This is a genomic window from Shewanella denitrificans OS217, from assembly GCF_000013765.1.
Classification (GTDB): Bacteria; Pseudomonadota; Gammaproteobacteria; order Enterobacterales; family Shewanellaceae; genus Shewanella; species Shewanella denitrificans.
Window position 1 is genome coordinate 210,196 of record NC_007954.1, and the last position, 14,447, is coordinate 224,642.

The 14,447-nt window shown below is 45.2% G+C and carries 7 protein-coding genes and 1 pseudogene; 6 read left to right on the plus strand and 2 right to left on the minus strand.

The features are described from left to right. Positions 1–143: 143 nt before the first annotated feature. Positions 144–7,385 (plus strand): toxin TcdB middle/N-terminal domain-containing protein, encoded by a 7,242-nt coding sequence (locus SDEN_RS01050; RefSeq protein WP_011494661.1) that lies wholly within the window; start codon positions 144–146, stop codon positions 7,383–7,385. A gap of 23 nt (positions 7,386–7,408) precedes the next feature. Further along, complete coding sequence (locus SDEN_RS01055; RefSeq protein ID WP_198134620.1) at positions 7,409–7,774, plus strand: hypothetical protein; 366 nt, start codon at positions 7,409–7,411, stop codon at positions 7,772–7,774. A 216-nt stretch (positions 7,775–7,990) separates the two neighbouring features. Here SDEN_RS01055 and SDEN_RS20630 read toward each other — a convergent pair whose 3' ends face one another. Together SDEN_RS20630 and SDEN_RS01065 are read right to left on the minus strand one after the other, a co-directional pair. After that, positions 7,991–8,353: a hypothetical protein gene (locus tag SDEN_RS20630; RefSeq protein ID WP_011494662.1), complete on the minus strand. Its 363-nt coding sequence runs from the start codon at positions 8,351–8,353 to the stop codon at positions 7,991–7,993. Between the two features lie 258 nt (positions 8,354–8,611). Then, positions 8,612–9,655 carry an IS110-like element ISSde11 family transposase gene (locus SDEN_RS01065; protein WP_011494663.1) on the minus strand — a complete coding sequence of 348 codons (1,044 nt, stop codon included), beginning with the start codon at positions 9,653–9,655 and terminating at the stop codon, positions 8,612–8,614. A gap of 150 nt (positions 9,656–9,805) precedes the next feature. On the opposite strand from SDEN_RS01065, the pseudogene SDEN_RS01070 reads away from it, so the two are divergent. The 4 genes and pseudogenes from SDEN_RS01070 (at position 9,806) to SDEN_RS01085 (ending at position 14,309) form a co-directional block, all read left to right on the plus strand. Beyond that, positions 9,806–10,824 (plus strand): annotated as a pseudogene (locus tag SDEN_RS01070) (transposase). Positions 10,825–11,140: 316 nt separating this feature from the next. Continuing rightward, positions 11,141–13,309 (plus strand): RHS repeat-associated core domain-containing protein, encoded by a 2,169-nt coding sequence (locus SDEN_RS01075; protein WP_011494665.1) that lies wholly within the window; start codon positions 11,141–11,143, stop codon positions 13,307–13,309. A gap of 15 nt (positions 13,310–13,324) precedes the next feature. Continuing rightward, a complete protein-coding gene (locus SDEN_RS01080) occupies positions 13,325–13,741 on the plus strand; it encodes a hypothetical protein (protein ID WP_157599806.1) in 417 nt (138 codons plus the stop codon). Positions 13,742–13,958: 217 nt separating this feature from the next. Further along, the gene (locus tag SDEN_RS01085) at positions 13,959–14,309 is read left to right on the plus strand and encodes a hypothetical protein (protein WP_011494667.1); all 351 of its coding nucleotides are present in this window, start codon (positions 13,959–13,961) and stop codon (positions 14,307–14,309) included. Positions 14,310–14,447: the final 138 nt, after the last annotated feature.

A 14,447-nucleotide genomic window follows, 5' to 3' on the forward strand; every position in this document is an offset into this window, starting at 1 on the left:
CAATAATGCTAATTTGATCACTAGATTAAATAACCTTAAATTTCGCTCAATGACGACAAGTGTTGCAAAAATGTACAGCCGTGGTTTATTATGTGCATAATTCGTGACAAATTGATCCCTCCTTTATATGGACATTTTTCTCTATGTGTAAGCAATGGACTGTGTTTATTACAGCACTCTTTTTATTATTTAGCAGCTTCACTAAAGCGGACTTGAATAGTGATTATAGAAACTATCAGGTGTTCACAGATCAAGCCGGTAATCTGGTATTAAGAGTCCCTGCGACTTTTGTTCTCATTGCTTCCGATATCAATATTCCACTCAATATCACTCCTAAAAATGGGGTATTTAAACTCATTCAAAACGGCAATACTTGGTCATTAATACCCATGACCCAGGGTGAGTTCGACAATTTATCATTAACAGCGGCAAGTCATATTCGATTAGAGTTTCAGGATATCGATGGGGATGGCGTTAATGACCTGATTGTTCGCGATGTGAGTGGCAATAGAGACAGTTTTATCGTCAGTAATTTAACTGGTACAGCCAATGTTGATGCCTACAGTTTAGCGCGCAATGGCATAGATCTATCTCAAGGTAGTGCACTGTCGTTTAAAGATATCAATGGCGATGGGATAAAGGACATTATAAAGGATGAGAATACCAGTTCTGCAACCACGTATTTAGGTTCACGTTCAGGCCGCCTCATCGATACTTCGGGCACTGATGCATTTACAAATCCAGGTAACGTTATAGGCTTAACTGCTGGTCAATTTAAAGTGACAGAATCAGGGGCTGCGACCTACAGTATTCCCTTAAACCTCCCCCCAGCGACAGCAGGTGTAATGCCGCAAGTTGGTTTGTCCTATAACAGCCAGGGCGGGGAAGGCATATTGGGTATGGGCTGGAATATCTCTGGGTTATCAGCTATTGCGCGTTGCCCAAAAAGTATCGCAATCGATGGGAAAATCGAAGGGATTAAATATAACACCAGTGATGCGCTTTGTTTTAATGGCCAAAGATTAATGTTAAATGCCAACAGTACAAATGAGTATCACACCGAAATTGACAATTTTAGTGTCATCACTGCATTTAATGGCACCAATGGTCCTGAATACTTCACGGTAACCACTCAATCTAATGAAACACACTATTATGGTAAAGCCCCTAACAATATATCTACCTCTGAGGATGCCTATGTAGAACGTGGCGGTTATGCTGCTAAATCGGCGGCAAAGCTATGGGCGCTTAAAGCGATTGTCGATAATAAGGGTAACTACATTCGCTATGATTACATAAAAAATGTGACCAAAGGCAGTCATATACTCAATAGCATTGCCTATGGCGGAAATGAAACATTAGCCACTGCACCATACAATAGGATTGAATTTATCTATACCGATGTCGCACGTTCGCTCGAAGGTTATTCTGACGGCGGTATTCTCACTAATAATAAAAGATTAAAGCAGGTCATAGTCAAACAAGACTCCGACGTTTTCCGCTCGTATAATTTTACTTGGCTGCTTACCTCTATCCCTGAAGAACGAAATTACGTCACTGGGATACAAGAATGTTTCAATGAAAGTAATACAGATTGTCTCCCTGCTACTAAATTTGAATTTGAACAACCAGCAAGAAAAATACCAACTTCCACTTATAAAATGTGCAGGATAAATGCACCGGCAGAACAAGCTATTTGTACTAGTGTTAATTATTGTGATGCCACTAGTAACGGGTCCGGTGGCTGGTGTGAGGTTAACTATAATACGCCAGATATAGCGCCTTTTGAGAGTGCCTCATACGGTGCTGCTGCGAGTAACGCTGATAGATATTATGCCCAAGTCTTAGATTTTAACGGCGATGGCTATGCCGATATGCTGTTCCCCAAGGATGGCAAATGGCACTATTACACTACAGATTGGCAAGTGACCACGACCGAATCTTTGATTAACATCCCTGAAAGGTTTAAGAAGAATTACCTTTCTAGTGACCCCACTACGCGAAGTATTAAGACCAGTACTATTAGTAATAGCACCCAAGTGATCAGCGGTGCCAGCATAGGTGAAAAAGGCTATGCCAGAGTGATTGATTACAATGGCGATGGCAAACAAGAGTTACTAATCCCTATTGCCTCAGGTTATTGGCATATTCTCAGTTCAGACTCTAGCACTAGTGAGCAAACGACATGTGAGCCTCAACCTTACCCCGCTCCGCCTATCTGCGATACGCATACGATAACTAATAAGTTCACCTATACATCCTTAGGTATATTAGCTAAAGATTATGAAAATGCCGTAGTCGCTGACGTCGATGGTGACGGGCTGCAAGATATCGTCTTCAATTCTGGATCTTCGCTTAGCTATTACCATAACTTAGGTGGCTCGTTTTCAGCTGCAAAGTCTATATCCCTAGACATGCCAGCAAGCTTTAGTGGCGCAACCGCTTATGAGGCCTATGGTAATGATATTGTCAGAACGTCGGCCAATATAAAAAATTCGGCGATGATTGATGTTAATGGTGATGGCCTTACCGACATTGTGATAAAAATGCGTAAAATTACCACAAATCCACCGCCACCAGGCTGTTATGATCCTAGAATGCTTGCGGTCGCAGCGGTAGAAGATGATGAAGCCGCAGAAAGGTGCAGAGAAACCATCACAGTAGATTACGGAACCTATGCATTCATCGCTTCGGTAAATGCGGGGCAGGTTAGCTACACAGCCACAGACAACAGCTACCTAGGTGCCACATTAAAAGCCATGAGAGTGGCCGATTTTAATGGTGATGGCTTAACGGATATTGCATATATTGCCTCCGACCGATGGTATTACCGTTTATCAAAAGGCAACGGCATTTTTACCAGTCCAAAAGCGCTCAACGGAATAGATGCTAAAACGGAAAGCATCTATAACCGTCACCAGTTTGTTGATTTAGATGCCGATGGAAGAAGCGATATACTAGCGGCTACGACAAGCAAAAATTATACAATTTTTCTCTCAGGTCCCAGTGAAACCACAGAAAGCGCGAATTTTATCAAGCGTGGCACGCTGCCCGTTGGTACCAGTACCACCCCTGAAGAGACCGCCTTGCGTCTTGCGGATGTCGATGGCGATGCAAAGTTAGATTTGCTAACCGCATCATCGAGCACTGGCACTTGGAAGGTGCAAAAAGCCACTCGTCCATATATCAAAGAACATGTGCTGACTAAGATCACCAATGCCTTTGGGGTGCAGACTAAAATAGCCTATGCACCATTAAACAGTGGCGTACCCTTGATTAATCTTGAATCAAGCCAAAAGCCAAATGATAAGGATTACATTACCCCGATAGCGGGAATGTACGTGGTGACCGAAGCGGCGACTCAGTCAACCAGTACTGAATCTGTCTTAGTGCAATATGCCTATGGTGGCCCCTTAGCCCATAAGAAAGGCCGTGGCTTTTTAGGGTTCGAAACAGTAAAAACCACTGACCCACAATCGGGTGTCGTCACCACAACTCAATATCATCAATTGCATCCGTTGACAGGCATGCCGAAAACCACGACTCGTAAGTACCAAGATAACCTACTGAGCAGTGCAACTAACACTTATGCACAAGGCACCAGTGCTAATGGTGGCCGACATGTATATTTAAAGAGCTCAACCGAAGCCAGCTACAGTATCGATTTATCTACCGACGGCATCACAGCTACAGATCATAAAAAAGTCGCAGAAACCATTACTACCAATACCCATGACAGCTGGAATAACCTGACTCAAAGTATTGTGGACGTCAAAGATGCGGCGGGTAGCCTAGTACACAAAACTCAAACGGATAACACCTATTCAAGTTCGGCCTATGGGATTATTAGCACAGATGCCATAGCGTTAGAGCGCAGCCACAGTCAGCAAGATGTTCAGGCGGGCACTCAGCCCGATGCCAAGCAATTTGGCCGCCTGTACACCACCCAAGTGAAGAAGACCCGCTATAAAGATACCGCCAGTGGTACGGCAGAATCACAAACACGTAACACTAAGTTTAGCTATTACCCGAACGGCATGTTGCGCGAATCCTTTGTTGATGGCCTGAATACTGCCTTTTTCTACGACAAATACGGTAACAAGGTAGCCGAGCAAAGTTATGCTAAACACAATGCGGTTAGCTATCAAAAGCGCGGCCAGTATTGGTTTTATGACAGTCGCGGCCAGTACCTAGCAAGGCAGATGAATCAAAATGGCGAGTCTGAAACCTATCTGCTTAACGGTAAATCAGCCAGCACGGCCACCTTGGGGCTTATTTACAGCAAAACCACCACAGGGCCAAATAAATTAGCCTCAACCAGCTATTTCGATATTCAGGGCCAAGTAGTGCGCCAACTGCTGGCGGACGGTAACTACTCAGAAACCAGTAAGACCCTCTGTGAAAGTTGCGTTGAAAATTACATTACCGAAACCAACAGCAGTAGCAATAAACCGCAAACGGTGAATTACTTCGATAAGTTTGGTCGCCAGCGCCAGCAGCGCGTTAAAGGTTTCGATGGCGCCTGGATAGTCACAGCCTCAAGCTACGACAAGTTAGGCCGTGTCACCCATAGCAGTGTGCCTAACTATGACACTGCGTCCGCGGTTAAGTCACAGCAATATTATGATGCCCTAGGGCGAGTCTATAAGCAGACTAAACTCACCGAAACCGGCACAGTCACGGTTTACAGTAAGATTGATGGCTTAGAGACCACTTCAATAGATGAAAAAGGGCTGCAATATAAAGATATCCACAGCGCCGACGGTCAGCTAATTACGCGTATTGATCCGCAAGATCAAACGATTAGCTACTATTACGATGCCTTTGGCAATGCCCGTAAAGTCACCACTAAGGCAAAAGATAAGAATAATGCCTGGAAGACGCAATCAATCACCACAAACTTCGATGCATACGGCCGCAAAATGGCCACCAACGACCCAGATAAGGGGAGCTGGAGCTATGGCTACAATGGTTTTGGTGAGCTAATCAGCCAGACAGACGCCAAGAGTCAAACCACCACCACAGAATACGATGCCATGGGGCGCATGCTGTGGCGCAGAGATAATAGCGATCTCTCCTGTTGGAGCTATGGCAGCGATGCCACTAAAGGCAATGTCGGTAAACCCACAGGGGTTAAGCAGTGGGCGGCGCAAACCAGTTGCACCACCACGAGCGCGGTGCAGAGCAGTGAAACTTACCATTACGATGCCTTTGGCCGTCCGGCTCAGGTTGATTACACTATCGATGGCGCAAGTTACAGCACTCGCAGTGAATATAATACCAAGGGGCAGTTGAGCCGCCAGCATTACCCTTCTAATAATGGGGTGTTTTACGTTAACTTTTACTATAACGCTAACCATTACCTTTACTTGCAAAAAGACAGCGCGGATCGTGAGTTACGCAGAATAACCGCCATGGATGCCCTCGGGAATATCACGGCGCAAAGCTTTGCCAACGGCACCAGTGAGGCGCGCCGCTTTAACCAGCGCACGGGCCGCATAGACAGTATCGATCTCAAGAAAGGCAATAGCTACATTCATCAGCTAAGTTATGGTCTTTTTGATGCCAAAGGCAATGTCGAATATCGCTCCCACAGCTATTACAATGGCAGCGGCATTCAAACCTTGGGCTTCAGTGAAAACTTCACCTATGACAGCTTAAACCGCATCGAAACCCGCGATCTCAGTATTGGCACTGGCAGCCTCACGGGCTATGGCTATGATGAGCAATACAGCTACGATGGCTTCGGTAATATCAACAGCCGTAAAGGCTATGCGGGCGGCAGTTATTCGGTCAATCTCGCCAGTTATAATTACCTGCAAAGCACCAGTGTCAACCGACTCGACAGCGCCAATGTCGATGGCAAAAGCTATAGCAAGTTTATCTATGATGCCAACGGCAATATCACCTCAGATGGCAGCCGCAGCTTTAGCTACAATGCCTTCGATAAGGCCAGTCGCATTCAGCTAGGCAGCCAATACAGCGCCTATCGCTATGACAGCAGTCGCGCAGTATTGAGCCGCAGCGATTATCGCCAAGAGGCGGGCGAGTGGAAAACCTTTAATACCGATTATATCGGACAGTTGTACCAGCAAGAGCGCCGCTATAAGGGCAGTGCAGCCATAGGCAGCAACCTGGAAAATACCCGTCACAAGTATATGTTGGGTAATATCATGGTGGTGCGCAACCAAAATGCCACCTTAGGCAACAGTGAACAGGTACAGTATCAGCATGGCGATCATCAAGGCTCAACCTTAAGCATCACCGATGAGCGCGGCAACATACTCGAGCAGTACTTCTATAGCGCATTTGGCAAACCGATGAAGCTTGCTGGCTCCAGCCTAGTGCAGGCCATCACGCCCATGGAGCGCGGCTATACTGGCCATGAGATGTTACCCAATCTGGACGTGATCCAGATGGGTGGCCGTATCTACGACCCTAACTTGGCGCGTTTTTTACAGGCAGACCCCAACATACAGGCACCGACTAACCTACAGAACTATAACCGTTATAGCTATGTGCTCAATAACCCGCTGACTTATACGGATCCGAGTGGTTACTTTTTTGACAAAATATTTGATTTCGTTAAGAAGTACTGGAAAGTGATAGTGGCAGTAGTGGTAGTTGTTGTGACCTATGGCGCTGCGACTAGTTGGGTTGCATCGTGGGGCACTACTGGGGCGTTTGGAAGTGCGGCAACAGCGGCTACATCAGCAACATTAACGACCGCAGGAGCTGTCGCTACTGGAGCTATTGCGGGGGCCGCGGGTGGGTTTGTTGGAGGAGCTTTAGCGACAGGTAGCCTTAAAGGGGCGTTTCGTGGGGCCTTAACAGGTGCCATTTCAGGGGCAGCTGGTGGCTATGCAAATGCAGGTGCTGTGAGTGGTTGGGGAGATGCGGCCAAACGTATCGCAGTGGCCGCTGCAGGTGGATGTGGTGCAGGTAAAGCTTCTGGTGGTTCTTGTAGCCAGGGGGCTAAGTTGGCTGCGGTATCACAGGCGATAACTATGGGAGCTGGTGAGTTATATCGAAAAGTAAGTAGCCAATATAACAAAACAGGAGAACCGCATTTACTACAAGAAGGTATAAGCGATGTTGGAAAGCAGGCTAGAGTAATTCATGAACCTCATTTTTGGGGGCAATCAGATCAGGCAGGATTAATGAAGTCAATTGCAAAAGGCCCTTACATGGATGCATTTGCGGAATTTCATGATGGGTTGCATGAATATTTACATGACTCTTTGGGTAGTTATGCATTTTTATCCGATAATTCTGCATCTCTTATTCTTACAATGCCCCCTTCATATGTACTTACAGTAGCTGCTGCTGCGCGACCATATTCACACTTATATTCTTTAGATTTAATGAGAGAAGGTAAAAGATGATGAGAGTTTTTTTTGCTTGGGTAATGAGCACAGTCTTACTATTTTTATTGAGTGGATGTGCTGTTGGTCATGACGATTACGTTAATTATCTAAATAGTAGCCTTGGGAGTAAAATGCCCTACAAAGAACCTTATCAGCCCACTGATGCAGGAAAGATAATTAGGAGTGATTTTCTGATTGGCGGCCAAGGGCTGACGGATATTACGTCAGATGAAAATGGGTTTTTAATTTATCACTTTAGTCATCAAGAAGTATTGTCAAACATCAAAACTAAAGACTGGGTCGGTAAATGTTTAATTTATTATGTAGTAGACCCTAAGACATATATTATAAAATCATGGGGATTCGATGACGGTGGAAATCCATTAAGTTGTAGAACTTGGCTCTAAGTAACAAGTCAGAATAAACCCTAAACGTCTAACATTATCACGACGTATGGAAAAATAAATCTGGACACTTACAATAAATCGTATTCGGTTAACGGCTTCACGCTTGACGTTTTTTTGTGAAGGTCATTTTGTGTCATATACCTTGAAAGACACCGTAGGCTGCGAAGTGGATAGTCTTAATGTGTATTAACCAAGAAACCATGATGCTTAACATCCCTAAAAGGTCACAATGTATATGAATTTTATTAAGATAATGCTAACCGCAATAGTGCTATTCGCTGTGAGCTTTGCTGTTAACGCAGAGGTGAGTTCTGGTACTGTGACTGTGCTGCGAACCACTATGGATGGGCAGAAAACACTGTATTTTAAGATGAACCCCATGCCAGCAGGCGTCACCCAATGGTTATATGTCAGAGAAGGCTCAGAGAAAAATTCGGCCATATATGGACGCTCCCGGTGAGTCAAGGCAATAATCTGCTCACCTAAGGCTTTTTGGGCCTTAGTTTTCTGTTCAACTGCTTTACTCCTGCCATTGTTATTGATGCGACTCATTTCCGCTAAAAGCGGTTGTACTGCCATATATACGGGCTATGCACGCATTCGTCTGAATGTGCTGCCCCTAATTAAATCCGTACCACTGCGCCTGTAAATGTGAAACACCCATACGGATTGGGTTACCCCATCCTTGGCCTGTTCGGGCTTACACTGGTTGGACTGAGCCATTTCTTCATCGTTAACAACAACCTTGAGTATTAGGTGCTATCTTGCCGCTCTTATCATCCAGACGGGCTATAAGCCCTTGGCACGACCGAGCTGAGCAAGATAGCGATAACAGGGTTAATTGGCTTCATGGCTTATGCCTTGATAAGCGCCGTATTGCGGCGCATAGGGCACTTGCTTGTGCAATAAAATCCACATCAGCCTAGCGAGTCGATGAGCGGTGGCAACCACAGTTGTGCAGATGCTTTTACGGTTTCTTAATTGGGTTATCCACTGATTTAAATCATCATTTTTCTTACTTGCATGGCTGACTACGGTTCTGGCACCGTGAATAAGTTGTTTGCGTAAGTAGCCGTCGCCGCGTTTGGTGATACTGCCATTAATACTCTTATTGCCTGAGGCGAATTGTTGTGGGGTTAACCCTAGCCAGACTGCTAATTCTTTAGCGCTATTAAAGGCTTGCCCTGCACCAATGGCAGCGGCAAACGCTGAAGCGATAATGGGGCCAACACCTGGAATACTTAATAAGATTTTGCCATTAGGGTCTTGCTCTACCAGCTGTTTTATCAGGCGGTTAATGCGGTCTAAGCGGGTACTCACAGTCTGGTATTCATCCCAGAAATCATTGGCCATTAACTTGATGATAGGCCGCTGTGACTCATCGTTAATGATGTCCCACATGGCTCGCTCAAACGCACTGTGACCTTGTGGAAAACAAATACCGAAATCCACTAACACACCACGAATTTGATTGGTGCAGGCCGTTCTTTGTTTTACCAAGCGCTCTCTGACGCGGTGCAGCATCAATATCTCTTGTTGGGCTTCGGTTTTAATCGGCACAAAGCGAATGTTGGGCCTAAAATTGGCTTCATAAATCGCCATGGCATCATTTTTATCGTTCTTGCTGCCGCGTACAAAGGGCGTGACATGCTGGGCTGGAATGAGCTTAACGTTATGCCCCATGGCAAGAAACTTACGCCCCCAGTAATGGGAAGAATAACACGCCTCAAAGACCACATCACAGACTGGCTGCTGCGACATGAACTCGCTCAGCTGTGTGCGATTTAAGCGCTTGCTGAACACTTGCTTGGCGTGTTTATCCATCCCCAATAGTTGAAATACATTTTTTGCCAAATCAATCGAAATAGTGCTAACTTTCATGGTGGACGCTCCTTAAGTAACTGTATGGTTCAACATCAGTTTGGCGCATTGACGCCGTATTAGGGAGCGTCCATCTCATCACCCACAAAAAATAACATGATTTAGCTCCTTCTACTAAACTCAAAAAAGTTGTCGATGTTGGAGCTTGTTATGCCGCGCCCTAGAAGAAGTCAGGTGAGTGTTGAGCTTCTTGTTTAACATCAGTCCTTTCTACCACTGCAACAGTCGTGTTATTCGCCGTGCATTCTTTACCAATAAAAAGTCTGCGGTGATGATGCGCTGGTTTATTGGGTGAGTCGGGTAAGAATTTTGACCATCGTCGTGGCTGGGTCGAATCGCGACTGTTTGAACTCGAAGCCGTTTTTGCAATCGATGTGGCCGCCTTTGCAGTGATGTCTAACCACCTTCATGTGGTGTTACGTATTGACATTGAGACTGCCAATTGCTGGACAGACCGAGAAGTCCTCGAGCAGTGGCACAAGCTGTTTAATGGCGATGAGATAACCCAGAAATTTGTTAAAGGTGAAGTCGTTGAAACCCATGAAGTGCTCAGATTAAAGCATTCCATCGCCACTTATCGAAGCAGACTGTGCGACATCAGCTGGTTCATGCGCTGTCTTAATGAGCCGATTGCACGGCAAGCAAATCAAGAAGATAGCTGTACAGGCCGCTTCTGGGAAGGTCGCTTTAAATCGCAGGCCCTGCTAGATGAGGCCGCAGTGTTAGCCTGTATGGCCTATGTCGATCTAAATCCAATTAGGGCCAAGATGGCAAGCACCCCTGAGCAATCAGACCACACCAGCATCCAGCTGCGGATTCAGGCGGCTTTAAGAGGTGAGCAACCTATCAGCTTATTACCTTTCATTGGAAACGAGCGAAAAAACCAACCTAAAGGGATTGCGTTTTCGCTGCAAGATTATCTTGAGCTGGTTGATGATACGGGACGTATTATTCGCAATGACAAGCACGGTGCCATCAGCACCAATAGCGCTAAGTTACTCACAAGATTGAATATCTTTCAAGAAAATTGGCTCAAACTTACCACAGAATTTGGTAAGTTATTTCACGGCCCAGTGGGCACGCTTCAAGAACTCACAAGCTATTGCGAGCATCTAGAAAAGCGTCGACGACATTTCGCCAGTTGTTGTCAGCACTTAATGGCTAGTTGACCAGCGCCTCTAAGTAAAAAGATTCTTTCATGACTCCCTACTCTGCCAAAATCAACGGGTTGGGGTAGAGCGGTTAAAAATCACAGTTTCTTAATGAAATCAGTCTATTTAACTAATCGGCTTAGATAAATCCATGTCACATTAACCTTCTAGCAGGGAAATCCCTTAGTCTTGCTTGAGCACACGCCGAAAGTGCATTATGTGATTGTTTCATAATGGCTGGCTAGATTTATTGTTAGGCTAGATTTATTGTGTGATTGTTTCATAATGGCTGGCTAGATTTATTGATTGCCAGCATTACCCTTCTAATAATGGGGTGTTTTACGTTAACTTTTACTATAACGCTAACCATTACCTTTACTTGCAAAAAGACAGCGCGGATCGTGAGTTACGCAGAATAACCGCCATGGATGCCCTCGGGAATATCACGGCGCAAAGCTTTGCCAATGGCACCAGTGAGGCGCGCCGCTTTAACCAGCGCACGGGCCGCATAGACAGTATCGATCTCAAGAAAGGCAATAGCTACATTCATCAGCTAAGTTATGGTCTTTTTGATGCCAAAGGCAATGTCGAATATCGCTCCCACAGCTATTACAATGGCAGCGGCATTCAAACCTTGGGCTTCAGTGAAAACTTCACCTATGACAGCTTAAACCGCATCGAAACCCGCGATCTCAGTATTGGCACTGGCAGCCTCACGGGCTATGGCTATGATGAGCAATACAGCTACGATGGCTTCGGTAATATCAACAGCCGTAAAGGCTATGCGGGCGGCAGTTATTCGGTCAATCTCGCCAGTTATAATTACCTGCAAAGCACCAGTGTCAACCGACTCGACAGCGCCAATGTCGATGGCAAAAGCTATAGCAAGTTTATCTATGATGCCAACGGCAATATCACCTCAGATGGCAGCCGCAGCTTTAGCTACAATGCCTTCGATAAGGCCAGTCGCATTCAGCTAGGCAGCCAATACAGCGCCTATCGCTATGACAGTAGTCGCGCAGTATTGAGCCGCAGCGATTATCGCCAAGAGGCGGGCGAGTGGAAAACCTTTAATACCGATTATATCGGACAGTTGTACCAGCAAGAGCGCCGCTATAAGGGCAGTGCAGCCATAGGCAGCAACCTGGAAAATACCCGTCACAAGTATATGTTGGGTAATATCATGGTGGTGCGCAACCAAAATGCCACCTTAGGCAACAGTGAACAGGTACAGTATCAGCATGGCGATCATCAAGGCTCAACCTTAAGCATCACCGATGAGCGCGGCAACATACTCGAGCAGTACTTCTATAGCGCATTTGGCAAACCGATGAAGCTTGCTGGCTCCAGCCTAGTGCAGGCCATCACGCCCATGGAGCGCGGCTATACTGGCCATGAGATGTTACCCAATCTGGACGTGATCCAGATGGGTGGCCGTATCTACGACCCTAACTTGGCGCGTTTTTTACAGGCAGACCCCAACATACAGGCACCGACTAACCTACAGAACTATAACCGTTATAGCTATGTGCTCAATAATCCGCTGACTTATACGGATCCGAGTGGTTACTTTTTTAAGGGGCTGTTTCGAGCGATAGCTGATATTCCGATATTAAATGCAGTAATTTCAGTAGTTTTTGCTGTTTACTGCCAAGCGTGCTTAGTTGCTTATAATGCGATGTCGACCTATTCGGTGACGGGTAGTCTAAAATCGACCTTCACCTCTGGTCTTACAACGGCAATTATGCCGGGGGGAGGAAGTGCTGGTGGAGTACTTGCAAGTGCGGCTATAGGAGGACTCTCTTCGAAGTTGCAAGGAGGTGATTTTGGACATGGTTTTATCTCCGCGGGTATAGGTGCAGCATTTGGAGGGCGGATAGAGGTAGGTAATCAATATGCAAATGTCATTGTGGCTGCCGTTATTGGAGGAACTATTTCTAAACTGACAGGAGGTAAATTTGCAAATGGAGCGGTTACAGCCGGATTTGCAAGAGCTGTGTTTGGAGGAGCTTCAAACCAAGATTCAGCCGCTGTTGCAAGTGATTCTCAATCACAGCTATCAGGGATAACTAAGGCTCTAGGTGTCGTAGGCGATGTTATGGGAAGAATATGGTCACTTCCTAACACTCTTATAGGGTTGGGTTATGGTGGTATTGGAATGATGTTCGGCGCTACACCTGTGTGGGATGGGAGTGAGGGGATTTTGCATTTTACTAATATGCCTGAATGGATGATGCCTTCAGCAATGTCTTTTGGTCATGTTCATGTATATGGCCAAAATTCTTACAAGAATCCAAATGGCAGTTATGTTGTAAATAGGTTTGATTCTCCGATTGTAACAGAGGAAACCTTGCATACTAGACAATCAGAAATACTTGGTCCTTTATATCTGCCTTTACATGGCATGGCGATGGGTGTTTCGCAACTTACTGGTGGCGGGACGCATAACAAAAATCTGTTAGAGATGGGGCCGGAAAGTGGAAAAAATCCTTGGCCTTGGTAATTGATTATGATCTATATGAACTTATTACAGCAATTTAGAATGTTTATTTTTTTAGTGATCACATTAGCATTAAGCGGCTGTCCGCGGTTTGCGTATGTGGAGATATATAATTATTCAGGAACAACTATTGAGGTTTCATCTTCGGGTATAACTAAAATCATAGCCCCTGCTAATTCAGATAGATTTAGAATGACTGGTGAGCAGTTCGAAATTAGTTCAGAGCTAGGCAATTGGGTATACCCAAGAAATATTCCTAATGGTGGTGTTGATGGGCCTTATTTCGATGGTACATTACGTGTTCAACTAAATAAAAATGGTGATTTATACGTTTTAAATGAGGATCAAGAGCCGCCGATTGAAGCTTTTGGTGAGCAGCCGACTGGCTACCCTATATCCGTAAAAGATAATTCACGTTATTTTAAGGAGAATTGATAAATTTATTAAGAAGCCAAATTTAAAAATAAGTCTGGATACTTACAATAAATCGTATTCGGTTAACGGCTGCACACTTGAGTTTTTTTGTGAAGGTCTTTTTGAATATATACCTTGAAAGACACCGTAGGCTGCGAAGTGGATTGCCTTAATCGAGACCGTAATGTTTTTAACCAAGAAACCATGATGCAGAACATCCCTAAAAGGTCGCAAGGATATGAATTTTATTAAAATAATACTTAGCGCAATAGTGCTATTCGCTACGAGCATTGCTGTTAACGCAGAGGTGAGTTCGGGCACTGTGACTGTGCTGCGAACCACTATGGATGGGCAGAAAACACTGTATTTTAAGATGAACCCCATGCCAGCAGGCGTCACCCAATGGTTATATGTAAGAGAAGGCTCAGGAAATGCGGCGGGCTGTCAGTTAATTACCGATGACACCATGTTGCAGTTGGCATACTCAAGCTTATTGGCAGCGAAAACGGCGGCACAAAGGATTACTGTTGGCTATTGTGCCGACAGTAACGGCTATGGCTTGGTTAACCAGTACATCGAATTAGACTAGGACTTATGGACAAACGCTTTAGTTAATAAATGCACAGTAATGTGTGATTGACGATTCACATGTCCAATAGTACATACATTATGGATCACGGATTAACATGAGTGGGGCCGGTTCTATATCAAATAAGCTTATGGTTAT